This is a genomic window from Tabrizicola sp., from assembly GCF_051645465.1.
Taxonomy (GTDB): Bacteria; Pseudomonadota; Alphaproteobacteria; order Rhodobacterales; family Rhodobacteraceae; genus Tabrizicola.
On sequence record NZ_JBOFBI010000224.1, the window covers coordinates 1 to 25,585 of the forward strand.

The following is a 25,585-nucleotide window of genomic DNA, read 5'->3' on the forward strand; positions in this document are numbered from 1 at the left end:
GCGCGGCTTTGTCCGCTGGACGAGGCCAAAAGCCTTGGCTAAACACGCCCCCGACGGGGCATGGTTTTCCATGGCCCCTCAAGTCATATGGGCCGGCAACCGTACTGGCCTGAAAGGGGAGAAGTTCTCGTGTCCCACGTAGACGATCACGCAGGCACCGGCGAAGGCACTCGGCGGGATTTCCTGTACTACGCAACCGCAGGCGCCGGAGCGGTGGCCGCTGGCGGCGCTGTCTGGCCGCTGGTCAACCAGATGAATCCCTCGGCCGATACCCGTGCGCTGGCCTCGATCCTGGTCGACATTTCGGCGGTCGAACCGGGCACGCAGTTGACGGTGAAGTGGCTGGGCAAGCCCGTGTTCATCCGCCACCGGACCGGCGAAGAGATCGCCAAGGCGCAGTCGCAGGACGCAGAGGCACAAGGCAACCTGCCCGACCCGATGGCGCGCAACGTCAACCTGACCGATCCGACCGCCGAGGCGACCGATGGCAACCGCACGATCCCGTCGCCCGAGGGCGAGGGCGCCGGGGCCTGGATCGTGCAGATGGGCGTCTGCACCCATCTAGGCTGCGTGCCGTTGGGCAATGCCGGCGACTTCGGCGGCTGGTTCTGCCCCTGCCACGGGTCGCACTATGATCTGTCGGGGCGCATCCGCAAAGGACCCGCGCCCGAGAACCTTCCGATTCCGCCCGTTTCCTGGGTGGATGGCAGCACAATCAAGCTTGGGTGAGGAACAGCATCATGGCCGGAATTCCGCACGACCATTACGAACCCAAGACCAACAGTGAGCGCTGGCTTTACAAGCGCCTGCCGATCATGGGCGTCCTCTACGACACCATCATGATCCCCACCCCCCGCAACCTTAACTGGATGTGGATCTGGGGCATCGTGCTGACCTTCTGCCTTGCCTTGCAGATCGTCACCGGGATCGTCCTGGCGATGCACTACACCCCGCATGTCGACATGGCCTTCGCCTCGATCGAGCACATCATGCGCAACGTGAACGGCGGATACTTCATCCGCTACCTGCACATGAACGGGGCCTCGCTCTTCTTCTTCGCCGTCTATCTGCATATCTTCCGCGGCCTCTACTACGGCAGCTACAAGGCCCCGCGTGAGATCACCTGGATCATCGGCATGCTCATCTACCTCTTGATGATGGCCACCGCCTTCATGGGCTACGTGCTGCCCTGGGGCCAGATGTCGTTCTGGGGTGCGACCGTGATCACCGGCCTTTTCGGCGCGATCCCGGGCATCGGCGAAACGATCCAGACCTGGCTGCTCGGCGGCCCGGCGGTGGACAACGCCACGCTGAACCGCTTCTTCTCGCTTCACTATCTCCTCCCGTTCGTGATCGCGGCGCTGGTTGCCGTCCACATCTGGGCCTTCCACACCACCGGCAACAACAACCCCACGGGTGTTGAGGTTCGCCGTGGATCGAAGGAAGAAGCCGAGCGCGACACCCTGCCGTTCTGGCCCTACTTCGTGATCAAGGACCTGTTCGCCCTGGCCGTGATCCTTGCGGTGTTCTTCGCCATCGTCGGCTTCATGCCGAACTACCTGGGCCACCCCGACAACTACATCGAGGCGAACCCGCTTTCGACGCCTGCGCATATCGTGCCGGAATGGTACTTCCTGCCGTTCTACGCGATCCTGCGCGCCTTCACCGCCGACGTCTGGGTGGTGATCGCGGCCAACTGGCTTTCGTTCGGGATCATCGACGCCAAGTTCTTCGGCGTACTGGCGATGTTCGGGGCAATCGCGGTCATGGCGCTGGCACCCTGGCTTGACACCTCTTCCGTCCGGTCGGGCCGCTATCGCCCGATGTTCAAGTGGTGGTTCGCGCTTCTGTGCATCGACTTTGTCGTGCTGATGTGGTGCGGCGCGATGCCTGCCGAAGAGCCCTATGCCACGATCTCGCTGATCGCCTCGGCCTACTGGTTCGCCTACTTCCTGATCATCCTGCCGCTACTCGGCGTGATCGAGAAACCGCTGCCCCAGCCGGCGACGATCGAGGAAGACTTCAATGCCCACTACGGCGCCAAAGCGCATCCGGCTGAGTGAGAGGAAACTGAACATGTTCCGCAAAATCGCACTCACCGCCGTATCGGCCCTGCTGCTGACCGTGGGCAGCGTCCATGCCGCTGGCGAAGAAGGTCACGTCGAGGATGTGGCCTTTGCGCATGAAGGCCCGTTCGGCAAGTTCGACCAGTTCCAGCTGCAGCGCGGGCTGCAGGTCTACACCGAGGTTTGCTCGGGCTGCCACGGGCTGAAATACGTCCCGATCCGCTCGCTGTCGGATGGGGGCGGGCCTGGTATTCCGGAAGATCAGGTCCGGGCCTATGCCAAGCAGTTCACGGTCACCGACAAGGACACCGGCGAAGACCGCGAAGGGCTGCCGACCGATAGCTTCCCGGCCAACACCGGGGCGGGCGCGCCGGACCTTTCCCTGATGGCCAAAGCCCGCGCCGGGTTCCACGGGCCCTATGGGACCGGCATGAACCAGCTGTTCCGCGGCATGGGCGGGCCGGAGTACATCTACTCGATCCTGACCGGCTATACCGGTGAGGAGAAAGAAGAGTTCGGGTCGTTCTTCTATGAGAACAAGGCCTTCCCCGGCGGCTGGATCGCGATGGCCCCACCGATGACAGATGATCAAGTGACCTATGCCGATGGTCACCCGGCCACCGTGCATCACATGGCCGAGGACGTGGCGTCGTTCCTGATGTGGGCAGCCGAGCCGAACCTGATGGCGCGAAAGCAGGCGGGCTTCGTCAGCGTCATCTTCCTGATCATCCTATCGACGCTTCTGTACCTGACCAACAAGCGCATCTGGGCCGGGATCAAGGGCCGCAAGCAGGCCTGATGCCCTGCCGACCGACACGGAAGACCCCGCCTTTCGGCGGGGTTTTTCATTTCCGGCCCAGATAGTCCTGCACAGCGGGCGGAGGGTTGGCCAGCAGCAGGTCGGTCTCGACCGGAGGGTGGACGACGCCCTCGGCCACAAAAGCCGTATCTCCACCAAGTGCCTTCGCGTCTTCTGGATCATGGGTGACCATCAGCACAAGCGCGCCGGTTTCGTCTGCGACTTCGCGGACAAGTGCCAGCATCTCGGACCGTAGTGCCGGACCAAGCGCCGCGAAGGGTTCGTCCAGAAGCAGGATCGGTCGGGCCTGCAACAAAGCCCTTGCCAGCGCGGCGCGGCTTGCCTGGCCGCCGGACAACTGCGCCGGACGGCGGGGACCGAGGTCGGAGAGGCCTACACGTGTCAGGGCAGCGTCGATCCGGGCGCGATCGTCGGGGGAAAGCCGCAGGTCAGGGCGCAGACCAAGGCCAAGGTTCTGAAAGATCGTGAGATGGGGAAAAAGGTTCTGATCCTGGAAGAGGATGGTCACCGGCCGCTCTCCCGGCGGGACCGCTGTCAGATCGTCTCCGTTCCACAGGATCCGGCCTTCGGTCGGGGCGAAGAACCCGGCGACGACCGAAAGAAGCGTGGACTTCCCGGCACCGGACGGGCCCATGATCGCGATACGGCTGCCCGGTCTGGCGGACCAGTCGGCGGTCAGACGGAAGGCGTCTTGGGTGATGATCAGGCGGTCAAGCTGCAGCACGGCGGCCTCCGGCATCGCAGGCCCAGAAGAGGGCGAAGGAGAGGGTGACAAGGATCAGCGCGGCAGAGGCGGCAGCCTCCATCCGGTAGGCTCCGGTCAGCTGCGCGACGACGAGGGGGAGGGTCGCCTGGCTTTCACCGGCGAAGAGGGCGATCACGCCGAGGTCGCCCATGGAAAGCGCGGCCGCCACCCCGGCGCCAAAGCCCAGCGGGCGGGCAAGGCGGGGCAGGACCAGCCAGCGGAGGCGCGGCCAGCCGGTAAGGGAGAGGCTGTCGGCGAGGCGGCCGTAATCGGCGTGGAGAGCGCGGGTCTCGGGCAGGAGGATGCGGTAGAGGTAGGGGAGCGAGAGGGCGCAGTTGACCAGGATGGTGATGGGAAGTGCCAGGGTCATCGGGGTCGTAAAGGGTTGGATCAGCAGGAAAAGCCCGGTGCCGAGGACAAGGCCGGAGGTGGCGAGGGGAAGCGTCGCTGCGGCTTCGATCAGGGGGCGGGGTCGGGAAGCGGCTGCGAGGGCGAGGGTCAGGGCGATCCCTGTCGTTAGTGCCGCCGAGGTGAGCGCGACAAGGACTGAGCGGCTCGCAGCGGGCAGGACTGAGGCCGGAAGGTCGGCGAGGCCGGGTAGACCGCGAAGGAAGACGGCGATCAGCGGCAGGGTGAGGAACAGGGTTGCGGCCAGGAGGGCAACGCTGTCGGCCCCGCGCCTCCAGCCGCCGGGAGCGGAAAGCGGGAGGCCCCGGTCGAGGCCCGCGCCAAAGCCTGCGGGGCGGGCGAAGGTCCACGCGGCGAGGGCCGCTACGGCGCCGACCGCGACCTGTACTCCCGCGAGGGCCGCAGCGCGGCCGAGGTCGAATTCGAAGCGGACGGCCTGGTAGATGGCCAGTTCGATGGTCGTGGCCTTGGGGCCGCCGCCGAGGGTGATGACAACGGCAAAGCTGGTGAGGCAGACGACCATGATCACCAGCGCGACGCCTGGCAGCACTTCGCGGAGCATCGGCGCTTCGAGATGGCGGAAGGTTTCAGCCGGGCCGAAGCCGAGGGATTGGGCAAGACGGATGCGTTCAGCGGGGATGGCGAGCCAGCCTTGCAGGATCATGCGGGTGGCGAGGGGGAGGTTCAGGAAGATGTGGGCGAGGACAACGCCGTGGAGGCCGTAGATCGAGATCGGCGGCAGGCTGAGGGCCTGGAGTGCCGAGTTGAGAAGGCCCGAGCGGCCGAAGATGGCGAGGAGGCCGAGGACGGCGACGACGGCGGGCAGTAGGAAGGGCGCGCCCATCAGGGTGATGAGAAGGCCCCGGCCAGGGAAGCGGCGGCGGGCGAGGGCGCGGGCGACGGGGATCGCGAGGAGGGTGGAAAAGAGAGAGGAAAGAAGGGCTTGCGTGACGGAGAAGCGAACGGCGGACCAGTCGGCGGGGCCCAGCGACAGGCCTGCCCCCCGCCAGCCAACGGCGGCGAGGGGGGCAAGGACCAGCGCCAGCAGAAGGACTGCCAACGCTGGTACTGCGAGGTTTAGCGGGCGAGTGCGATGCGCCATTCGAGCAGGGCCGCACCGCGGGCCTCCTCCGCTTCGACAGGCGTGAGCAAGAGCGACTTCGCTGGCAGGAAGGCATCAAAGCCCGCCGGTAGGCCTTCGGCTGGGGTCACCACGGGGTACATCCAATTGGTCTCTGGGATCACCGATTGGAAGGCGTCGGTCAGCATGAAGTCGAGGAACTGGTCGGCGAGTTCGGGCTGGTCGGTGGCGGCCAGTTTTCCGGCGACTTCGATCTGCATGTAGTGGCCTTCGTCGAAAAGGGCGGCAGCTTTGGTGTCGTCCTGTTCCGCGATCAGGTGGTAGGCGGGGGAGGTGGTGTAGCTGAGGACCATGTCGGCCTCGCCTTCGAGGAAGAGGCCGTAGGCTTCGGACCAGCCGGGGGTGACGGTGACGATGTTGTCGGCGAGGTTCCTCCAGACGTCCAGCGCTCGCCCACCATAGGCAGCCTTTACCCAGAGCAGCAGGCCGAGGCCGGGGGTGGAGGAGCGGGGGTCCTGGATGACGATCTTCAGGTCGGAGGTGGCGAGGGCTTCGAAGCTTTTCGGGGGTTCGGGGAGTTTGGTGCGGTCGTAGACGAAGGCGAACCAGCCCCAGTCGAAGGGGAGGAAAAGCGGGTCCTCGAAGGGGACGGGGAGAGTTGTTGTGGGATTTTTTCCATGCGGAGCAAAGAGTTGCGTGGCGGTGCCTGCGGCGGTGAGGCTGGTGTCGAGGCCGAGGACGATGTCGGCGTCGGAGGCCGCACCTTCGAGCTGGATGCGGGCGAGGAGGGCGGCGCCGTCGCCTGCGGGGACGAATTGCAGGTCACAGGCGCAGGTTTCTTCGAAAGCCTTCTCGATGGCGGGGCCGGGGCCCCATTCGGAGGTGAAGCTGTCGTAGGTCAGGACTGTCAGGACGGGCGTTTCGGCCATGGCCGGGATGGCGATGGTGGTCAGGCCCGCAGCAAGGAGTTGAAAACGCATAAGTTTCTCCATGATGCGACGGAATGGTCGGGGATGGAGAACCCATGCACCTTCCCTCCGCCGGTATGATCCGGTTCAGGTTCGACGGGTTCGCTTTCGCATCTCAGCCGTGTGACAGGCACCCCGAGGTGGAGGTGACCATAGGGGAAGTTGCGGCGGGTGCAAGGGAGGCGGCGGTGGGCGGGGTTAAGGGGAGATGAACGAGAAAAAGGCGGCACCTCGCGGGGCGGCTTATGACGGCAATCAAGTCTTTGAGAACGCTGTGTTAAACTTGGACCTTTCGAACAGGTTAATGATCTTCTTTCCATCTTCCTTTCATCTTCTTTCCGTCTCTACTCGCGTAGAGAGAAACGCCGTTAACCGCGTTGTGAGACCATTGGCGAATCGGAGGGGGAGGGAGGCGCTGGTGGTGCGGGCGGTCCCGGCAATCAGACGGTGGTGCATGCGGGACGGTTGTGAAATTGAGCGGCTTCGCCGCGAAGACTCTTTGTCTCGCCTCTGCGCGTGAAGAACGCGCAACCGGCTCGGGTGAAGAGCGCTCCGCGCGGGAGTATTGGGAAAAGAGCAAATACGAGGGAGTGGGGGGCTATTCGCGGCGGAAGTAGAGGGTGCCGTTCGGCTCGCCGTTGGTGTCTTCGCTGAAGCCCAGGGCGGCCAGCGCGGGGGCGAGTTTGGTGCGGGCGGCGGTGACTTCGGACGGGTCGAGGAAGGGGACGAGGATGCGGCGGACGCCGGTGAGGTTGTCTGCCATGAAGGCCTCGGCCGGGAGGAGGTGGCCGGAGAGGCGGATGACTTCGGGTCTGGTGTCGGTCAGGAGTTTCGTGAGGCCGGACCAGATACCATCGGGGTTCAGGGTGGTTTGTGAGTAGGAAATCCCTGCGGGATTGGGGAAGTTCAGCGCCACAATTCGGCGGGCGAAGAGTTGCAGTGCGGGGCGTTCTTCGTGGAGGGTCACCTGCAGCTCGGGCGTTGCGGCCTTGGCGCGGAGGGCGACGAAGCCGATGCCGCAGTCGAGGTCGACAAGCCGGGTGCAGCCGTTCAGGAAGCCCGCGATGTTGCGGGCGTGGCGGCGTTCGAACTTGCCGGATTGTAGGACCTCCATCGTCGCGGCGGTGAAGATGCGGGGGTCGAGCGGGATTTTCAGGGTCTGGTTCTCGACCGCTTCCAGCGGGATATCGGCGGAAATGTCGGCCGAGCCGGAGATATAGGGCGAGGCGAAAGGGGAGCCCCAGCCGGGCGGGGGCGGGGTGCGGCGGTCCTCTTTCGGCTGGGCGTTGCGGCGTTGTTCAAGCTTGGTCTGGACGGCTTTCACCGCCTCGGGGTCGCGGGCCTTGGGGGGCTTGGCGACGACCTGGCTGATCGGGATGTTGGAGGCGGCGATGAGGTTCTGGACATAGGCCTGGTATTCCGGCGAGGGCCGGTATTCGGCCAGCCTGGCCTCGGCCCGGGCATGGGCGGCTTCGTGGAGGCGGCGGACCTCGTCGTCCTTCAGAAGCTCGGCCATGATGGCGGCCCGGCGGTCGCGGTGGCGGGCGATCTGCAGGTCTTCGACCTCGTTCCGGTCCTGCAGCGACCAGTAGTCGGAATTGTACTTGTCCTTCTTCAGGTTCGCGTTGCCGCGGAATTTGCGCAAGCTGTAAGCGTCCATCGACTTGATGGCGTAGTGGTTGATCTGGGCCCAGTCGTAGCCGACCGTCCGGCGGATCGAGCGCCAGCCTCGGAACTTGAACCAGTCTTCCAGCGGGCGGCCGGAGCCGTTCACCCAGAGGACAGAGTCGGGGTAGTCGGTTTCCTTGTGCTGCGACTTGATGATCGGGCGGTGCATGCCGAGCCGCAGGTATTTCGGGTCGAACTTGAGCATGGTCTTGGTGCCCCAGCCCTTGTTCCAGAACTCGGGCGCGGCGCGGGTGAACTGGTCGGTGATCGGCGCGCGGGACCAGTCGCGGACGCCGGAAGAGCCGAAGATGCGCCAGGTCAGGACCATAGCGGAGGCGTTCATGGCGTTCAGGTCTGTGACGAGGCCGTCGAGCGTGCCTGAGGGGTGGGTCACGCACATGAATTCGTCGGCGTCGAGGACGAGGAGCCAGTCGGAGTTGATGATCAGCTCTTCATCCGCTGCGAGCTTCAGCATGGAGGGGTGGGGCTTCACGCCCTCGGGCATGATGTTTTCGCGGTGGTGGACGCCGATGTCGAGCGACTGAAGCCGTTTGAGAAGCGTGTCGGTGCCGTCGGAGCAGTCGTTGGTGTAGACCATGAGCTCGGTAAAGCCGACGGCCAGGTGGTGGGCCACCCATTCGACCACGAAGGGACCTTCGTCCTTCATGGTGGAGAGCGCCACCAGGGACCCGTGCGGGCTGGTCTGTCGGGTGAAGTTCATTCTTCGAGGGCGGCGGTCGGGTCGATTTCCAGCTTCTCGCACATGCGGGCGATGTAGCTGCCCTTCAAGGCTGGGTTCTTGCGCCACCAGGGGCGGGCGGCGTTGGTGTAGATGTGGACCGACATTGTGTTGTCGGTGAAGTGGCCTTCGACGTTCGAGTGGGGGTCGTAGAAGACATCGTTCAGCTGGAAGGGCACGGGGTAGAGCGTGTCGGCGGTCATGGCTTTGTCGATGTCGCCGGTTTTCGTCGCGAAATGGGTGAAAGCCTGGGGGCCGAAGGCGGTGCGCTCGGTCTGGTAGATGCGGACGGGTTTGGGGAGCGAGGAGGGGAGCTTGTCCATCTTGCGCTTTTGCTTGTTACCCCACCAGGCGGGGTAGTCGGGCAGGTTGTCGTAGTAGTCGAGGAGGCTTTCGATGAGCTTGCCGGTCTTCGGCATTGCCACGACGCCGCAGTTGAGCGCACCGCGCATGCCGTGGCCGGCGTAGATATGCTCTTGCCCTTCGGGGAAGGGTTTGTGGCAATAGGCGTCGCAGTCGATCCAGATTGCGCCGGTGGCGGCGATCATCTTGTAGCGGAAGACGTTCGAGAGGAACGAGGCGGAGGTTTCGGCGACGATGGCGCGGTCGATGTCCATGATCTCGGTCGCGGGGCGGACCTCGACGCCTTTCGGGACGTTGCGGACGGTGTCGGTGCAGTAGAGCGTGACGGGATGGCCCATGACCAGGTGCGATTTCAGGCAGAGCTGGTTCACGTAGTGCAGGCTTTCGCCAATCCAGAGCGAGGCGACGGGGCGGCGGTTCAGGTTCATTGGGCAGCCTTTGATACAGGGTCAGAAGACCGAAGCGAAGCGTTCGGGGAGGCGGTACAGCTCTTTCGTGCGACCGCCGCCGAAGAAGGTGATCTTGCCGTCGTGGAGGTGCTGCTGGCCTTCGATCATCTTCTTGCGGAACTCGGGGAGGTCGGCGTCTTCGCGGACGGCGGTGCCTTTCGACAGGGCGAGGAAGTTTTCCAGGTCCTTGCTCCAGGCCTTGCCGACGTCCTTCAGGTCGCGGTCCCCGGCCATGGTGGTGCGCATTTCCTTGCGGCCCGCCAGGCGTTCGGTGACCATGTCGTAGTCGAAGAACCGCAGGTGGATCAGGTACATGTGCGGGTCGAGGACGCGGGGCTGGTGGCTGTTGGCGTGGCCGCCGATGGTGAAGCCGGTTTCCTTCCGGAGGACGCAGGGCTTGGCGTAGTTGGCATTCGCTCGGAAGACGCGGCGGCGGGAGAGGATGGGCTGATCATCAGCCAGCGGTTCGGGCTCGGCTTCGGGGTTGTGGACAAGCTCGATGCCGAAGGGGCAGAGCGAGGCGGGTGTGGTTTTGGAATTGGTGTAGCGGCTGAGGTAGGTGACGAGGTCGGGGGCGACGGCGGGATCGACGATGACCACCTCGTCGACATCGCCGACGAAGAACCAGTTGTAGTAGCGGAGCATCCCGGCGGAGAACTGGGTGTTGATGCCCCACCGCCGACGCTCCATCCGCCACATGGTCGGGTCGCGGGGCAGGCGGATGACGTTGGCGCCTTCGCAGATGCGGTCGTGTTCAGGGTCGCCGCCGTGGGAGAGGATGTAGAGATGCTCGCGTCCGAACTGGCGGCCGTAGTAGTCGACCCAGCGCTGAAGGAAGTAGTAGTCCTTGTAGACCATCGTCATGGCCCCGGCTGGCTGCTTTGTCGGGTCAAGCGTGGCGGGGGCGTCGGACATTCGGCCTTCCTTCGGCGTGCGGCGGGACGGTATCACGCGGCTTTGCGCGACTTCAAGCGGGCCCGGTCTGGCGGCTGTTCCCGCTCAGCTGGTCGATGAAGCTGCGCAACAGCGGGACGCGGCGGGGGCGGAAGCTTTCGTCGGTGAGGCGGACGTTCGACATCTCCAGCACCTTGAAGCGGCGAAAGTCCTGGCGGAGGCAGCAGAAGCCCAGGCACATCACTTCGCGGTCGAGGAACGCGGTGCCGAGGGGCCAGATGCGCCTATCTGTGAGCTGGCCAGAGACGTCGCGGTAGGTCAGGTCAACCGCGCGCTCGTCCCAGGCGGCTTCACGCAGAAGCTGCAGATGCGGCGGGGCGGGCTTGCGGCGCTCGTAGCGGTAAGTGCGGGTGACGGCGTGGATCGCGTGGCGCTGCACCCGGTCGGGGAGGGTGGCGATGATCTTGGCCTGCGCCTCGGCAGCGGCTTTCGCCAGCATCGGGTCGCCCGAAATCGTCACTTCGGCGAGGCCGAGGACCAGGGCTTCGACCTCCAGCCTTGTGAACATCTGCGGCGGCAGGGCGGGGTCTTCGGTAAGGGTGTAGCCCGCCCCTGCCGCGCCGTCGATCAGGGCACCCGCGGCGCGCAGGGCGTCGATGTCACGGTAGAGCGTGCGTTCGGAGACCCCGGTCTCTTCGGCCAGACGCGCGGCGGTGACCGGCTGGGGCAGCATCCGGAAGACGCTGAGCAGGCGGAGAAGGCGATCGGCGCGGGGCATCTGATCCTGACAGGTTCTGACAGGAGGAGAAGCGTAAACCGGAAGCATCGGAAAGCAAAGGAGAACGATATGCTTACCTTGTTTCATTCCCCCGAAAGCCGGTCTTCCGCGATCATGACCCTGGTCGAAGAGATGCGGATCGCCGACTGGCTTGATGTCCGTATCGTGACGATCCCCCGTGTCGATGGCTCGGGCGGGCGAGACCCGGCCAACCCGCATCCCGAGGGCAAGGTGCCCGCGCTGGTGCATGACGGCCTGGTGATCACCGAGCGCGCGGCGATCATCCTGCACCTGACGACGCTGTTCCCCGACAGCGGTCTGTCGCCCAAGATCGGGACGGCGGAGTGGGGGGCATTCGTCGGCTGGCTGACCTGGTATCAAGGGGTACTGGAGCCCGTGATGATCTTCGAAGGGGCCGGGATCACGCATCCCTGGATCGAGGCCACGTTCCGCGACCACAAGGCTGCGGCGGCGCGACTGCGGGCGGCGCTGGCGAAGGGGCCGTGGCTTCTGGGCGAGCACTATTCGGCAGCGGATCTGCTGGTGCACGGGCCTTACGCCTTCTTCCCCGATGCCGTTCCGGATGACCCGCTGATCCGCGACTGGGTCGAGCGCTGCAAGGCCCGCCCAGCGCGGCAAAAGGTGCTTGCGGCTGACGCTGCGCGGATGGCGGCTTGACGCCGCCTTGGCAGCACCGATTTTCTGCGAAAATCGGGGGGCTTCCGCGCCTTTAGGACGCGGGCGGCTCCCAAAGCTCGATCGGGGTTCCTTCCGGGTCGTGGATGCGGGCAAAGTGGCCGTAGGTGCCGTCGCCGTCCCAGTCCGTGCGGGTTTCCACGGCGATGCCTGCGGCCTGCAGTTGGGCAATAAGGCCGGGTAGGTCTTCCACCCGCAGGTTCAGCATCCATTGCTTGTCGGCGGCGAAGTAGTCGGTCGTGGCCGAGAAGGGCGAGAAAACCGTCGGCCCGGCCTCTTGCATCCAGACGGCAACATCGGGCTGGGTGATGCCAAGATGGGTCCGGTACCAGTCGTTCAGCGCAGCGGTGTCCGCCGCCCGGAAGAAGATGCCGCCGATCCCGGTGACGCGTGCCATTCCCCGCCTCCAAAGCAAAAGGGCCGCCCCTTGGGCGACCCTCTCACAATTCCGGGGCTGACGAAAGCTTCAGCCGTTGACCACGTCCTTCAGAGCCTTCGCGATCGCGAATTTCACCTGCTTGTCGGCGGGCTTTTTCATCTGCTCGCCCGTCGCAGGGTTGCGGACCATACGCTCGGGGCGGGCTTTGCAGGCGACCTTGCCCAGGCCGGGGATCGTGACGGCACCACCGCCGGCCACTTCACGCGCGACGACCGAGGCAATCGCGTCCAGCGCGGCGCCAGCGGTTTTCTTGTCGCTGCCCATGACTTCGGCCACTGCGGCCACCAGTTGGGTCTTGGTCATCTGATTGGACATTGGATCATCCTTCGTTTGTTATTGCACGACTTGTCGGCATGGTTTTTTTTGCCCGTCAAATGTGGGCGTCCCACCCCCGAAACGGGGCCACGGCCCAAACACACGGTTTAGGGGCCAAAATCAACCCCTGAACAGTGAGACCGGCGGATTTGGCGCCTTTTTTGCGGGGTCAGAGGAAGGCAGTCTCCTCAAAACTGCGCAGTTTCCGGCTGTGGAGCCGTTCGATAGGCGTGTCGCGAAGGCGCTCCATCGCGCGGATGCCGATCTGGAGGTGGCGGCTGACCTGGGTCTTGTAGAACTCGGACGCCATGCCGGGCAGTTTCAGCTCGCCGTGGAGCGGTTTGTCCGAAACGCAGAGGAGCGTCCCGTAGGGCACCCGGAAGCGGAAACCGTTGGCGGCGATGGTGGCGCTTTCCATATCCAGCGCCACCGCGCGGGACTGCGACAGGCGGCGCACCGGGCCGGACTGGTCGCGCAGTTCCCAGTTGCGGTTGTCGATGGTGGCGACGGTTCCGGTCCGCATGATGCGCTTCAGCTCATAGCCTTCCAGCTGGGTGACGTCGGCCACGGCCTGTTCCAGCGCGATCTGGATTTCGGCAAGCGCGGGGATCGGCACCCAGATGGGCAGGTCGGCGTCGAGGACGTGGTCTTCGCGGAGATACGCATGGGCGAGGACGAAGTCGCCAAGCGACTGGCTGTTCCGGAGGCCCGCGCAGTGCCCGACCATGAGCCAGGCATGCGGGCGGAGGACGGCGATGTGGTCGGTGGCCGTCTTGGCGTTCGACGGGCCGACGCCGATGTTGACGAGGGTGATCCCGTTCCCGTCGGCGCGCTTCAGGTGGTAGGTCGGCATCTGCGGCATCTTGTCGGTGGGCCGGATGACGCCGTCAGTCGTGGTGATCTCCTGGTTTCCGGTCGCAACGAAGGCCGTGTAGCCGGAGGCCGCATTGCCCAGGACGGTGCGGGCGTAAGCTTCGAACTCATCGACGTAGAACTGGTAGTTGGTGAAGAGGACGTGGTTCTGGAAGTGCGCAGGGTCGGTCGCCGTATAGTGCGCAAGCCGGGCCAGCGAGTAGTCCACGCGCTGCGCGGTGAAGGGGGCGAGGGGCGCCGAGCCGTCGTCATAGCGCGTCATCACGCCGTTCACGATGTCATCATTGGTGGTGACAAGGTCGGGCACGTCGAACACGTCGCGGAGCGAGAAGTCCATCACCCCTTCCTGGGGGATCGCCACCGTGCTGCCCGCGACAGCGAAATGGACTGGCATCGGCGTGTCGGAAAGGCCGATCTCGACCGCGACGCCGTGGTTGCGGATCAGAAGGCCGATCTGCTGGATGAGGTACTGGCGGAACAGGTCCGGCCGGGTGACGGTGGTAGTGAAGGTGCCGGGCGCCGAGACGTGGCCAAACGCCAGGCGGGTGTCGATCTTGTCGAAGCTTGTCACCGTCAGGCGGATTTCCGGGTAGAACGCCCGGACCCTGCGGCCAGGATGGCCCTTTGCCACGGTCTTCAGGAATTCGCCCGACAGGAACCGGGTGGCCGAGCTGTAAAGCGCCTCAAGCCGGTCGACGGCATCGGCGGCGTTGGTGAAGCTCGCATGCTCGGGGGCGTCGGGGCAAAGGGTCGAGGAAAAGGTGTCGTCCTGCATTTTCGGTCCTGAAGTTGATCCGGCATATAAGCCGAAAGCATGACGGAACTGCAAGTGAAGGCATTGTGACGGGCGGCGGGCGGGTCTTGCGCCTGCCCTTCCTGCCCCCGATAGTCCGGCCCATGACGACGCTTCTGTCCCTTGGTCATGGCTATTCGGCCCGTGCGCTTGCCCGGCTCTTGGTGCCTCTGGGCTGGCGTGTCATCGGGACGACGCGGAACCCAGCCAAGACCGAGGCTTTTCGGGCCGAGGGGGTGGTGCCGCTGCTTTGGCCTGCCGATCTGGGCGAGGCGCTGGAGAGGGCGACGCATATCCTGTGCTCGGCGGCCCCGGACGTGGCAGGCGACCCGTTCCTGCAGGCTGTGCCCGAGATCGCGCAGTCGCGGGCCGAGTGGGTGGGGTATCTGTCGACCACGGGGGTCTATGGCGATCATCAGGGCGGCTGGGTCGATGAGACGACGCCCCTGACCCCGAACTCGGAACGCGGGAAGCTGCGGGTTCTGGCGGAAAGCCAGTGGCTGGAGACCGGCCTGCCCGTGCATGTCTTCCGGCTGGCAGGTATCTATGGGCCGGGGCGGGGACCGTTCGAGAAGGTGCGGGACGGGACAGCGCGGCGGATCATCAAGCCGAACCAGATCTTCAGCCGCATCCATGTCGACGACATCGCGCAGGTGCTGCTGGGCTCAATCAGACGGCCCAATCCGGGTGCGGCCTATAACGTCTGCGACGACAACCCCTCCCCGCCCGAGGACGTGCTGTCTTATGCCGCGCGATTGCTTGGCCTGCCCGACCCGCCCGAGGTCCCGTTTGACGAGGCGGAAATGACGCCCATGCAGCGCGCTTTCTACAGCGAGTCGAAGCGGGTCCGGAACGACAGGATCAAGCGCGAGCTTGGGGTGAGCCTGGTTTATCCGGACTATCCGCAGGGGCTTGCCGCGCTTCTTGGTGCGGAAGGCACCTGACGGGGGCCTGCGGTCCTGGCTTGCCGCTGCCCGGAGCGAGGGGGTTGTGCGGTGCGGGGGGCTGTGGTGAAGATTGCCAAGGGAACCGAAAACGGGGGGAAAAGATGCGGAACCTTTTGGTCTGGATACTTGTGGCGGCGGTGGTGATACTGGGTTTCTTCGCGAACCAAAGCTCGCGGCAAGTCACTGGTTTGCGGAACGATCTGGCAGCGCGGACCGAGGCTGTTGCGGCGCTGGAAGGGGAAAAGATCGCCTTGGCCGCCGAGGTCGAGAAGCTGAAGGCCGAAACTGACGCTGCGACCAAGGCAGCGGCTCAGGCTGCGACCGAAGCTGCCGCCCAGGCGTCGACCGAGGCCGTTGCAGCGGTGGAAGCCGAGAAGACCGCCCTGGCGGACCAGGTGACGGCGCTGCAGGCGCAACTTGTTGCCGCCAGCGAGCTCTTGTCCGCAGCCGAAGCAGAGAAGGTGGCCCTGGTCGACCAGGTCGGTGCGCTTGAGGCCGAGAAGTCGACGCTGAACGGGCAGATCAGCGCGCTGGAGGCCGAGAAGGCCGACCTGACCGGGCAGATCGCCGAGTTGCAGGCGCAGGTTGACGCCCCGGGCGCCGCGGTGGAGGAACCTACAACACAGGTGACTCCCGAGGGCACGGCCAACCCCTGAGGCGCAGCCCGTCACGCGGATTTATCGGCGAGGCGGGCCGCAATAGCACTGAACGGCGGCCGTGGTGTAATCGATCACCAGAGATCAGCCTTGGATTGCAGCAGCAACCGCGTTGAACTATCGTTGAACTGATGCGCGGTTTGGTCCTTACGTCGTTTTATCTGTGCTTGTTTCTTTCCCCAGCTGGGGTGACGGCCCAGGAGGCCGTTCAACAGTCATTGGAGATCGGGCCGTCAGGTGAGGCCTATCTCGAATCCGTGCGCTACAGCAGTAATCAGACCGATGTGGCGTACTTCGATCCGAGAGGGCCAGCGCCCCGGCTTGAGACCGGACAGGACCCGGTTCCTCCGCCGAAACCAGGTGCCGATGGGCAGGCCGAGCAGCTTTCGACGGTGCAGATTGTGGTGATCGTGGTTGCAACCGCCGTCCTGATCGGTCTGGCGATGCTCGTCCGGCGGTTCGCGGGCGGCTTCACCCTGTCGCTGCAAGGCGAGGCGCAGAACGCGGCGCGGGCACGGCGGGCGGGCGGTGGGGGTGCGATGGCCAAGGCCGGGCCGCCGGCCGATCTGCAGGCGATTCTTGGAACCGCAGACCGGCGGCGCGCGCTGGTGATGCTGGCGCAGGCAGCGCTGGCGCGGACGGTCACGGCGAACGGCGTCCTTTTGCAGCCAAGCTGGACGATGCGCGACACGCTCCGCCGCATCCCGAAGACCCAGGCCCACCTAGACGCGCTGCGTGGTCTGGTGATGAAAGGAGAGCAGGTTCTTTTCGGCAACCGCGATGTGACCGAGGCGGAGTTTCAAGCGCAGGTAGCGACCATCCGCCCCCTGATGGCCGGGGCTTCAGCATGAGTGATGCTTCCGCGCCCCCAGCCTCGCCGATCCGGGTCGAGATCATCATCTTCGCGATCATCTTCGCGATGGCGATGGCGGGGCTTGCCTATGTCCTGTCGCAACGCCAGCAGGAGCTTCGCAGCTCGCCCGTGGGTCTGGACGGCCTGCAGCTGTGGCTGACCGCCGAGGACGTCAGCACACAGACCTTTTCCGGTGGGTGGATTGTCGATCCAGTCTCGATCGGGCTTGTGGTGCTGCCGTTGCATGACACCGATCCGGATCAGGAGCTTCAGCCCGCTCGGACGAAGGAAGAACTGCTCTTTCAGCAGGACGAAAACGATCTGGACTGGTACTCGATCTTCGACAAGGTGGAGCAGGCGCCGACCCTGATCGTCCTGCCGAAATGGCGGAGCGGCATGCGGCTGACAGGCCTTGCGCACCCTGCCCTTCTGGTCGAGCGTGATCGGCTTGATGGCATCTTGCAGTACCTGACGGGCGAGCAGTCGATCAGGGTGAACTACAGCCGGCAGGTCTTTACCGCTTTGCCCTACCAGGATGCGACAGGGGCGGAGCTTAGGGCGGAGATCTACGCGGCCCAGCTCTTTGACAGCACAGGATGCGACCCGATCATCGGTTCGGGGCGAGAGACGCTGCTGGCGTCCTGTCCGGTTGCCGGGTCTTATGAGACGGTGTTTGTCCTGTCGGACCCTGATCTTCTGAACAATCACGGGCTGCGGCTGGGCCAGAACGCCGCCATCGCGCGGGATTTTCTGGCCGGGGTCGCGGGGGATGGCACTGTCTTGATCGACTACAGCCGCGACAACTGGTTCTTTTCTACCGACGAACCCATTCAGCGCGACCGCACCTGGGCCGATCTTCTGCGCTTCTTCGAACCGCCGTTCCTGGCGTTGTGGCTGGGGGCCGGGATGATGTTGGCGCTGGTCCTCTGGCGGTCGCTTCGGCGCGCGGGGCCGGTGGCGCACGTCGCTGATGCCGGGACCGGAAAGATGCAGGCGATACAGGCTCGCGCGCGGCTGATGCGGCTTACGGGGCAGGACGGCGCGATGATGGGCGACTATGCCCACGCACGGATTGCGGCTACGGCGGCACGGCTGGTCGGGCCGGGGCATGCCCGGCAGATCGGCGAGGAACACGCCTTCGTGCGCTTTGTCGCACGCCGCAGGAAAGACCTGGCCGACCGGCTGGAGGCGGCGCTGGCCCGGCTGCACGCCCTGCCCGCGACGATATCCGCGACGGCGGCGATCCACCATGTCGAAGACCTTGAACAGATCCTGGAGCTGATTGCGAATGACACTTGATACCCTGCGCGAACGCGCCGATGCGCTTCGGACCGAGATCGGCCGCACTGTCCTTGGTCAGGAAGATGCGGTGGACTTTCTGCTGGTTGCCCTCTTCGCGCGGGGCCATGTTCTGCTGGAAGGACCGCCCGGCACGGCGAAGACCCTGCTGGCCCGCAGCTTCGCCGCCGCCCTGGCGCTGGACTTCGGGCGTGTGCAGTTCACGCCCGATCTGATGCCGGGCGACATCCTTGGCACGTCGATCTTCAACTTCCAGACCAACGCTTTCGTGCTGACCAAGGGCCCGGTCTTCAGCCAGGTGCTTCTGGCCGACGAGATCAACCGCGCGCCGCCGAAGACTCAGGCGGCGCTTCTGCAGGCGATGAACGAACGCATGGTCAGCATCGACGGCACGGACCACTCGCTTGGCAGCGATTTCATCGTCATTGCGACGCAGAACCCGATCGAGCAGCAGGGCACCTATCCCTTGCCGGAAGCGCAGCTCGACCGGTTCCTTTTCAAGCTCGGGATCGAGTTTCCGCCCGAGACGGTGGAAATGGCGATCCTGCAGCAGCACGCCGCGCAGCCGATCGAGGCGGGGCTGGAGACGGCAGGGCTTGCAAAGGTCGTCGATGCAGCAGCGCTGGCGGAAAGCAGGGCGCTGATCGACGGGATCATCCTGAAGGACGACATCCTGGCCTATATCCTGCGGCTGGTCCGCGCGACACGGACAAACCCCGAGATTTCGCATGGCGCCTCTACTCGCGCAGCCGATGCCGTTGCCCGGGCCGCCCGTGCGCTGGCGGCCCTCAGCGGGCGCGACTATGCCATCCCTGACGACGTGAAGCGCCTTTTCGTGCCAGCGCTCCGCCACCGTATCGTGCTTGGCCCCGCCGCCGAGATCGAAGGGCGGGATTCGGTGCAGGTCCTGGAAAACATCCTCAACCAGATCGAGGCCCCGCGCTGATCCGTCCGGCCCCCAGACTGATCAAGGCGGCAGCCGCGGCACTTGTGGCTTCGCTGGCTGCTGGCCTCTTGGGAGGCGTTTCGCGTGAGTTGGCGCTGGCCCCTTGGATCGTGCTTGTCGCTTTGGCGGGGATCGATGTCCTTCTGTCGCTAAGCGGGCGCAAGGCGGTGGTGCTGGATATGGCACCCGAGGTCTTCGTCGGAGAGACGGTGCTTCTGAAACTGAAGGTGACCCCTGCCCCCCTGGGCCTGATAGCACGGTTCGACTGGCCGGAAGGGTTGTCTGGCCCCACGGAGACCGGATTCTCGGGGGATACGGCAACCGTTCCCTGCCGTGCAGTTCGGCGGGGGGTGTGGAGCCTGTCGCAGCTTTGGCTCCTATGGCCGTCCCGGCTGAAACTGTTCGAGTTCACGCCCCGGCTGCCCGTCAAGCTGGAGGTGCGGGTCGTCCCGAACATCCGCCCGGTGCAATCGGGGCAGATCACGACGACTGTCATGTCGACGCTTTATGGGGTGAAGGAAAACCGGGCCATCGGCGAGGGGTCGGAGTTCCACCAGCTGCGCGAATTTGTCCGTGGGATGGACGTGAAGACCATCGACTGGAAAGCTTCCGCCCGCCGCCGCTCGCTTGTGGCGCGGGAGTTGCAGGCCGAGCGGAACCACCATGTCATCCTGGCGCTCGACACCGGGTACCTCATGCGCGAAGACATCGCCGGTCTGCCGAAGATCGACCACGCGACCACGGCGGCGCTTGCGGTGGCCTGGGCGGCGGCGGTCGGCGGCGATCTGGTGGGCTACTTTGCCTACGACGTGCGACCGCGCACCTTTGTCGCCCCGCGGCCCGGTCGCACTGCCTTTGCGCGCCTGCGAAGCTGGACCGCCGACCTTGCCTATGTCGGGCGTGAGACGAACCACACCCTCGCCTTGACCGAGCTGAACGCCCGAACCCCGAAACGCAGCCTGATCATCATCTTCACCGATTTCGTCGACACAACCTCGGCCGAACTGATGATCGAAAACATCGGCATCCTCGCCCGGCGGCATCTGGTGGTCTTCGTCACCATCCGCGACCCCGAGCTGGAAGCCGTGGTCGAACGCTCTCCGGATGATCTGGACGGGGTGGCCACGCTGGTTGCCGCCAACCAATGGGTGCAGGATCGCCGCCGTGTGCTGGAACGGCTGGTGCGGCTGGGGGTCACTATCGTGGACGCAAAGCCCAACGCGGTGACGGCCAGGCTCATCTCGACCTATCTCGACATCAAGGCCAAGGACCTGATCTGATGGACCAGACCAGCCTCCTCCGCTCTGCCCGGTTCCGCGCCGAACGTGAGGCGGACTGGCAGATGCTTGAAACGCTGGTGACCGAGGCCGAGCGGCGCGGCCTGCACCGGATGGAGTTTTCTGCCGCCCGCGATCTGGCAGCAGGTTACCGCCGCGCCACGACGTCGCTTGCCATCGCCCGCGAAATCTCGCTTGACCGCGCACTTCTCGAGTACCTGGAAGCGCTGACCGCGCGCGCCTACCTGAGTGTCTATGCCCCGCAGGAGCGCGTGGGCGGCCTCATCAGCCGGTTCTTCACCGCGTCTGCCCCCCAGGCCTTGCGACGGTCGTGGGTCTTTATCGTGATCGGGGTTCTCTGCATGGGTCTGGGCGCCCTGACCGGCTACCTGCTCTACAACGAGAACGAGGCATGGTTCTTCGTCTTCATGCCATCCGACCTGGCCGACGGCCGCTCGCCAGAAGCCACGACCGGGTACTTGAGGTCAGTCATCTATGATTCCGATCCTGACCATTCAGGACTGGGTGCATTTGCGACGTTCCTCTTTTCGCACAACACGCGCATCGCGATCTTCATCTTCGGGCTTGGCGTCTTTCTGTGCGCGCCCGCCATCCTTCTGACCTTCTACAACGGCCTCATCCTTGGTGCGTTCATGGCGCTGCATGTCGACCGCGGGCTTGGGTGGGACCTTGGCGGCTGGCTGTCTGTCCACGGGGTGACGGAACTCACAGCGATCTGCATCGCCTGCGGTGGCGGGGTGAAGCTGGGCGCGGCGATCCTTTTCCCCGGCCAGAACACCTGGCGCGTGGCGTTGCAGCTGGCCGGGCGCGACGCGGTGAAGCTGGCGCTGGTCGCGGCTGTGATGCTGGTCGTGGCCGCACTTCTGGAAGGTTTCCTGCGCCAGCTGGTGCAGGACATGGGCACCCGCTATGCCATCGGCTGGGGTGTCGGCCTGCTGTGGCTGGCCTGGGCGCTTCTGGCCGGGCGGAGGCAGGCATGAAGCTGTTTCGCAGCCGCAGGGACCGCCCGTCACCGGATACGGTCATGTCACCGGAAGGCGTGCCCCTGACGCTGCGCATCGCGGGCATCGGTGTCCGGCTTGCCGCGCAGATCACCGATGTTCTGATCACCGTGGTGGCCTCTGGCTGTATCCTGATCATCCTGAGCCTGCTGGAGCTTGTCGAACCGCAAACGCTGCTTGCCATCGGTTCGATGCTCTTCTTCGTGACCCGCGTTCCCTATTACATCGTGACAGAGCTGATCTGGAACGGCCAGACGCTGGGCAAACGACTGATGAAGATCAAGGTCGTCTCGCATGATGGCCGGTCGCTTACGACCCACGCCATAGTCCTTCGCAACCTGATGAAAGAGGCCGAGATCTTCCTGCCCGGGACGCTGCTTCTGACACTTGATGCAGCGGCACCCATAGCCTCACTCGCCGCCTCGGCCTGGGTAGTGATGGCTTTCCTCATCCCCCTTCTCAGCCCCTACCGGCAGCGGCTGGGCGACATTCTGGCGGGAACCCACGTTATCCACCTGCCGCAGCCGGTTCTCCTGAAAGACCTGGCCCGCGATGCGCCCGTCATCCGCCAGGCCGGAGCCAAGATCACCTTCCTGGCCCACCAGCTTGACCATTACGGCGCGTTCGAGCTGCAGACGCTGGAAGGGCTTCTCCGTGCCGAAGAGCGGCAGATGTCGCCCGCCGCTTACGCCAACCACCGCAAGACCCAGGCCGAGATCATCGAGAAGATCCGCCGCAAGATCGGATACGCTGATCCTGTGCCGCCCGAGGATCAACCGGCGTTCCTGAAGGCGTTCTACACCGCCCAGCGCGCCCACCTTGAACAACGCCAGCTTTTCGGCGACCGGCGCGCCGACAAGCATCATGCCAGACTAGAGCCCCCGGCGTGAGCATTTTGCCACAAGCCTCCAAGGTCGCTGTTGCCTGACTTGAAACCAAGCTGACTTTGACCTTCTCTGTCATCACGCACCCGTGAGGTTGGCGTCGACAGACGCCGAACCGGGCATAAGGAAATTCAACGACGAAACCTGAGCAGAAAGGGAACAACGATGAGCTACTCCTCCTCCACTCCACAGACCGGCGCGCCGCTAGGTGTAGGCGCCGTCGTCAGCGAAAGTTTCTCGATTCTCATGCGACACTTCCTGCCTGTCGTGCTTCTTGCGTTTGTGCCAACCCTGATTGGCAACCTCATCAGCGTTGCTCTGATCCGTCAGGGAGTACTTGGCGTCACGGCTGACCCCGGGAATGCGAGCGTCAGTGCCATCCTTGTCCCAACCCTGCTAATGATCGTTGTGCAGTTGGTGGTCTACGGTCTGGCTACCGCCCTTCTAGTTCAGTTGGCGTATGACGCGAAACTTGAACGTCCGCTGAGGTTGGCGAGCTATTTTGGTCCGGCTATTGCTGCTATCGTGCCGATCGCAATCCTGGGTATTGCCGGGGGACTTGTGATGGCAGTTGGCTTGATGGCGCTGGTCGTTCCAGGCCTTTGGATATATGCCGTCTTCTCAATGATGTCGCCCGCTGTTGTAATTGAAAAGGTTGGGTTCAGCGGTCTCGGTCGCAGCGCCGAACTCACCAAAGAGTACCGCTGGCCAGTCCTTGGTGCGCTCATTTTGGTAGGCATTATCGGCGCCGTGATAAACTATGTCGCACAGTGGATCGGTGGTATGCTCGTCATCTCGATGGGTGCCGGCTTTGGTGCTGTGGTTGTTTCCATTGTCCTGATATCAGCACTGGCCGCCATCGGCCTTGGGCTCGGCAGCATTGCCGTTGCTCTGATCTACGCTCGCCTGCGCGAGATCAAGGAAGGCGCCAGCGTGCGCGATATCGCGGCGGTTTTCGACTGATCTGAAAGAAGCACCCTGCGGGCGATCCGCAGGGTGTTCCTGTCTGGGGGGCTCGGGACCCCGCGCCTACTGTGCCGCGATGTCGCGGCTTTGGGACGACAGGATCGCTTCGCTCACTTCGGACAGGGCCAGCGCCGCAGCGCCATGCGCCCAGAGGAGGTCGCCCCAGGCGTGGATTTCTATCGGCGGGCGGGGGCGGCCGGTATTGATCGAAAGGTTGTCCATCTCGGCCAGCGTCTCGGCGGCGTAGAGATAGTCATACCGCATCCGCTCGCCCGACAGGATGATCAGCGACGGGTCGAAGAGGTTCACGACATTCGACAGACCGACCGCCAGATAGCGACCGGCTCGGCGGAAGATCGACTTGGCGGTCGCATTCCCCGCCTTGGCATGGTCGTAGAGGCTTTCGAGAAGCACGTTGATCGGCTGGCTTTCCTTGTGGCCCCAGTTCAGCGCCGTCGACGCCTCACGCGCCAGGGCATAGTCCGCGATGTAGGCCTCAAGACACCCGCGCTGGCCGCAACGGCAAAGCGCACCGTCGAGCTGGACCTTCATGTGCCCAAGCTCCATCCCGACGCGCTGCGCGCCGCGGTAGATGCGGTGGTTCATCACAAAGCCCATGCCGACGCCATGCTCGATGGTGACAACCGCAAAGTCCGAAAGGCCGCGCCCGGCGCCGAACCAAAGCTCGGCCAGCGCGACAAGATTCGCGTCGTTGTCGACATAGGCGGGCAGACCCAGACGCGCGGTCGCGGCGGCGGCGAGTGGTACGCTCCGTTCGGCAAGTACCGACGACCAGAAGACCATGCCTTCGGCAGAGTCGACAAAGCCGGGCACACCGACGCCCAGTGCCGAAAGCTGCGACCGCTCGACACCCGCCTTGGCACAGACCCGGTGCAGCAGCGTCTCGATCGCCTCCAGGATATCGGGCAGCGACATCGGTCCGGGGTGCCGGGGGATCACGTCGTCGGCGATCAGCTTGCCCGCGAAATCGACGATCACCGCTGTGTGCTCGCGGTCGGAAAGCTTCATCCCGGCGACCAGATACGCCTCGGCCCTGACGCCCAGAGCCACCGCAGGCCGACCGCGGCCAGCCTCGCTGTCACGCGGGGCCGAGACTTCTTCGATCAGGCCGGCTTCGATCAGCTCGGACGCGATGGTTGTCACCGAAGCCGGGCTGACGCCGAGATCCTTGGCAACCTGCACCCGCGGCATCAGCCCGGCTGCCCGCACCAGTTCAAAGACCTGCTGGCGCAACGGCCGCTGCGATTCGGCCAACGGCGGAATCAAGGGTCCGACACCCCCGCGCCCCTCGCTTAGTTCAGGCCGGATCGCCTTCGGCGCCATTTATTTGATCTCCGAAGAAAAAACCCGTCAGCCCAACCCGCCGTCGCCTGAAGAATGCTGCGTGGCAGCGAAATCCAGGGTAGAACTTCAGCACGTCCAGCTTTGACGCGAAGTTTTATTTTGACAACTGAAATTATTGGCGGCATTTTTTGCCCGTTCCGGCGAATCTGCCGGGCCGGCCATCTGCTGGCCGACACAAAGGGAGGATACTTATGCGTAACGCAATTCTCGCCGCCGTTCTGGCGGTGACTGGCTTTTCGTCGGCGGCTCTGGCCGAAGGCAAGAAGATCGGTGTTTCGTGGGCCCAGTTCCAGGAAGAGCGCTGGAAGATCGACGAAGCCGCAATGAAAGCCGCTATCGAAGCCGCTGGCAACGAGTACATCTCGGCCGACGCGCAGTCTTCGGCTGAGAAGCAGCTCAGCGACATCGACGCGCTGATTGCGCAGGGTGTGGATGCCCTGATCATCAACGCCTGGGACAAGGACGCCATCGGGCCGGCCATCGAGAAAGCCGCTGCCGAAGGCATCCCGGTCGTCGGCTACGACCGCCTGATCGAAGACGACCGCACGTTCTACCTGACCTTCGACAACGTCGGCGTGGGCCGGATCATCGCTGAATCGGTGTTCGCCGTTGTCCCCAAAGGCAACTACGCGATCATCAAGGGCGACCCGGGTGACCCGAACACCGGCTTCCTGCGCCAGGGCATGGAAGAAGTGATCGGCGCGGCTGTTGCTGCAGGCGATATCGTGATCGTCGGCGAAGCCAACACCGATGGCTGGAAGCCGGAGAATGCCCAGAAGAACATGGAGCAGATCCTGACCGCCAACAACAACGCCGTTGACGCCGTTCTTTCGCAGAACGACGGCATGGCCGGCGGCGCGGCAGCTGCTTTGGCCGCTCAGGGCCTGAACGTTCCGCTGGGTGGCCAGGACGGCGACCTTGCAGCGATCAACCGGGTTGCCCGCGGCACGCAGACCGTTTCGGTCTGGAAGAACGCGCGTGACCTCGGCAAAGCCGCTGGCGAAATCGCCAGCATGATGGCTGACGGCACTGCAGTGGACGCGATCCCGAACGCGACCAAGTTCTCGGGCGGCGAGAAGGGCGTTGAAATGAACGCGATCCTTCTGGACCCGACCCCGATCACCAAGGACACGCTGAACCTGGCGATCGACGCGGGCCACATCACCAAAGAGCAGGCCTGCGAAGGCGCCATGGAAGGCGTCGCTGCCTGCCAGTGATCTAGGCTGATCTACCGGCGCCGTCACGCCAGACGGCGCCGGACCTCTTTCCAGGCAG

At 64.6% G+C, this 25,585-nt stretch carries 25 protein-coding genes and 1 riboswitch; of the genes, 14 read left to right on the forward strand and 11 right to left on the reverse strand.

Annotated elements, in window-relative coordinates; translation table 11 throughout:
- Positions 1-129 precede the first annotated feature (129 nt).
- From petA to ACRCSW_RS14825, 3 genes are read left to right on the forward strand one after another with little or no spacing between them, the layout of a single operon-like run.
- The gene (petA, locus tag ACRCSW_RS14815) at positions 130-729 is read left to right on the forward strand and encodes a ubiquinol-cytochrome c reductase iron-sulfur subunit (protein WP_438706287.1); all 600 of its coding nucleotides are present in this window, start codon (positions 130-132) and stop codon (positions 727-729) included.
- Positions 730-740: 11 nt separating this feature from the next.
- Positions 741-2,063 (forward strand): cytochrome b, encoded by a 1,323-nt coding sequence (petB, locus tag ACRCSW_RS14820; protein ID WP_438706289.1) that lies wholly within the window; start codon positions 741-743, stop codon positions 2,061-2,063.
- Positions 2,064-2,076: 13 nt separating this feature from the next.
- Positions 2,077-2,865, forward strand: a complete 789-nt coding sequence (locus tag ACRCSW_RS14825; RefSeq protein WP_438706291.1) for a cytochrome c1 — start codon at positions 2,077-2,079, stop codon at positions 2,863-2,865.
- Between the two features lie 46 nt (positions 2,866-2,911).
- Here the strand turns inward: ACRCSW_RS14825 and ACRCSW_RS14830 are convergent, their stop codons facing one another.
- The 7 genes from ACRCSW_RS14830 to ACRCSW_RS14860 form a co-directional block, all read right to left on the reverse strand.
- Entirely contained in the window at positions 2,912-3,610 is a 699-nt protein-coding gene (locus ACRCSW_RS14830) for a thiamine ABC transporter ATP-binding protein (protein ID WP_438706293.1), read from the reverse strand.
- Positions 3,597-5,141 (reverse strand): thiamine/thiamine pyrophosphate ABC transporter permease ThiP, encoded by a 1,545-nt coding sequence (locus ACRCSW_RS14835; protein ID WP_438706295.1) that lies wholly within the window; start codon positions 5,139-5,141, stop codon positions 3,597-3,599. Before ACRCSW_RS14835 ends, ACRCSW_RS14830 begins: the two co-directional genes overlap by 14 nt.
- Positions 5,117-6,100, reverse strand: coding sequence for a thiamine ABC transporter substrate binding subunit (gene thiB, locus ACRCSW_RS14840; protein WP_438706297.1), 984 nt, complete (start codon positions 6,098-6,100; stop codon positions 5,117-5,119). The genes ACRCSW_RS14835 and thiB overlap by 25 nt, the downstream gene beginning before the upstream one ends.
- Before the next feature lie 35 nt (positions 6,101-6,135).
- Positions 6,136-6,236: riboswitch (TPP riboswitch) on the reverse strand.
- Between the two features lie 450 nt (positions 6,237-6,686).
- A complete protein-coding gene (locus ACRCSW_RS14845) occupies positions 6,687-8,477 on the reverse strand; it encodes a glycosyltransferase family 2 protein (RefSeq protein WP_438706299.1) in 1,791 nt (596 codons plus the stop codon).
- Positions 8,474-9,286, reverse strand: a complete 813-nt coding sequence (locus ACRCSW_RS14850; RefSeq protein ID WP_438706301.1) for a hypothetical protein — start codon at positions 9,284-9,286, stop codon at positions 8,474-8,476. The genes ACRCSW_RS14845 and ACRCSW_RS14850 overlap by 4 nt, the downstream gene beginning before the upstream one ends.
- A 21-nt stretch (positions 9,287-9,307) precedes the next feature.
- Positions 9,308-10,222, reverse strand: a complete 915-nt coding sequence (locus ACRCSW_RS14855; protein WP_438706303.1) for a glycosyltransferase family 2 protein — start codon at positions 10,220-10,222, stop codon at positions 9,308-9,310.
- Positions 10,223-10,274: 52 nt separating this feature from the next.
- Entirely contained in the window at positions 10,275-10,979 is a 705-nt protein-coding gene (locus ACRCSW_RS14860) for a helix-turn-helix transcriptional regulator (RefSeq protein WP_438706305.1), read from the reverse strand.
- Between the two features lie 69 nt (positions 10,980-11,048).
- Between ACRCSW_RS14860 and ACRCSW_RS14865 the strand changes: the two genes are divergently transcribed.
- The gene (locus tag ACRCSW_RS14865) at positions 11,049-11,657 is read left to right on the forward strand and encodes a glutathione S-transferase family protein (protein ID WP_438706307.1); all 609 of its coding nucleotides are present in this window, start codon (positions 11,049-11,051) and stop codon (positions 11,655-11,657) included.
- Positions 11,658-11,709: 52 nt separating this feature from the next.
- Here ACRCSW_RS14865 and ACRCSW_RS14870 read toward each other — a convergent pair whose 3' ends face one another.
- The 3 genes from ACRCSW_RS14870 to ACRCSW_RS14880 all read right to left on the reverse strand — a co-directional run bounded on the left by ACRCSW_RS14870 (position 11,710) and on the right by ACRCSW_RS14880 (position 14,077).
- Complete coding sequence (locus ACRCSW_RS14870; RefSeq protein WP_438706309.1) at positions 11,710-12,072, reverse strand: VOC family protein; 363 nt, start codon at positions 12,070-12,072, stop codon at positions 11,710-11,712.
- Positions 12,073-12,141: 69 nt separating this feature from the next.
- Positions 12,142-12,429, reverse strand: coding sequence for an HU family DNA-binding protein (locus ACRCSW_RS14875; protein ID WP_438706311.1), 288 nt, complete (start codon positions 12,427-12,429; stop codon positions 12,142-12,144).
- Between the two features lie 169 nt (positions 12,430-12,598).
- Positions 12,599-14,077 carry an AMP nucleosidase gene (locus tag ACRCSW_RS14880; RefSeq protein ID WP_438706313.1) on the reverse strand — a complete coding sequence of 493 codons (1,479 nt, stop codon included), beginning with the start codon at positions 14,075-14,077 and terminating at the stop codon, positions 12,599-12,601.
- Positions 14,078-14,199: 122 nt separating this feature from the next.
- Here ACRCSW_RS14880 and ACRCSW_RS14885 point away from each other — a divergent pair, with 122 nt between their 5' ends.
- The 9 genes from ACRCSW_RS14885 to ACRCSW_RS14925 all read left to right on the forward strand — a co-directional run bounded on the left by ACRCSW_RS14885 (position 14,200) and on the right by ACRCSW_RS14925 (position 22,942).
- Complete coding sequence (locus ACRCSW_RS14885; protein WP_438706315.1) at positions 14,200-15,039, forward strand: SDR family oxidoreductase; 840 nt, start codon at positions 14,200-14,202, stop codon at positions 15,037-15,039.
- 104 nt (positions 15,040-15,143) lie between these two features.
- A complete protein-coding gene (locus tag ACRCSW_RS14890; protein ID WP_438706316.1) occupies positions 15,144-15,698 on the forward strand; it encodes a hypothetical protein in 555 nt (184 codons plus the stop codon).
- A gap of 218 nt (positions 15,699-15,916) precedes the next feature.
- Positions 15,917-16,549 carry a DUF4129 domain-containing protein gene (locus ACRCSW_RS14895; protein ID WP_438706318.1) on the forward strand — a complete coding sequence of 211 codons (633 nt, stop codon included), beginning with the start codon at positions 15,917-15,919 and terminating at the stop codon, positions 16,547-16,549.
- Positions 16,546-17,850, forward strand: a complete 1,305-nt coding sequence (locus ACRCSW_RS14900) for a hypothetical protein (protein ID WP_438706320.1) — start codon at positions 16,546-16,548, stop codon at positions 17,848-17,850. Before ACRCSW_RS14895 ends, ACRCSW_RS14900 begins: the two co-directional genes overlap by 4 nt.
- A complete protein-coding gene (locus ACRCSW_RS14905) occupies positions 17,840-18,796 on the forward strand; it encodes an AAA family ATPase (protein WP_438706322.1) in 957 nt (318 codons plus the stop codon). Before ACRCSW_RS14900 ends, ACRCSW_RS14905 begins: the two co-directional genes overlap by 11 nt.
- 89 nt (positions 18,797-18,885) lie before the next feature.
- Positions 18,886-20,076 (forward strand): DUF58 domain-containing protein, encoded by a 1,191-nt coding sequence (locus tag ACRCSW_RS14910; protein ID WP_438706324.1) that lies wholly within the window; start codon positions 18,886-18,888, stop codon positions 20,074-20,076.
- Positions 20,076-21,074, forward strand: a complete 999-nt coding sequence (locus ACRCSW_RS14915; protein ID WP_438706326.1) for a stage II sporulation protein M — start codon at positions 20,076-20,078, stop codon at positions 21,072-21,074. Before ACRCSW_RS14910 ends, ACRCSW_RS14915 begins: the two co-directional genes overlap by 1 nt.
- The gene (locus ACRCSW_RS14920; RefSeq protein WP_438706328.1) at positions 21,071-21,985 is read left to right on the forward strand and encodes an RDD family protein; all 915 of its coding nucleotides are present in this window, start codon (positions 21,071-21,073) and stop codon (positions 21,983-21,985) included. Before ACRCSW_RS14915 ends, ACRCSW_RS14920 begins: the two co-directional genes overlap by 4 nt.
- Before the next feature lie 159 nt (positions 21,986-22,144).
- Entirely contained in the window at positions 22,145-22,942 is a 798-nt protein-coding gene (locus tag ACRCSW_RS14925) for a hypothetical protein (RefSeq protein ID WP_438706330.1), read from the forward strand.
- 66 nt (positions 22,943-23,008) lie between these two features.
- Here ACRCSW_RS14925 and ACRCSW_RS14930 read toward each other — a convergent pair whose 3' ends face one another.
- The gene (locus ACRCSW_RS14930; protein WP_438706332.1) at positions 23,009-24,289 is read right to left on the reverse strand and encodes an ROK family protein; all 1,281 of its coding nucleotides are present in this window, start codon (positions 24,287-24,289) and stop codon (positions 23,009-23,011) included.
- A 212-nt stretch (positions 24,290-24,501) separates the two neighbouring features.
- On the opposite strand from ACRCSW_RS14930, the gene ACRCSW_RS14935 reads away from it, so the two are divergent.
- Positions 24,502-25,527, forward strand: a complete 1,026-nt coding sequence (locus ACRCSW_RS14935) for a substrate-binding domain-containing protein (protein WP_438706333.1) — start codon at positions 24,502-24,504, stop codon at positions 25,525-25,527.
- The last annotated feature ends 58 nt before the right edge of the window (positions 25,528-25,585 follow it).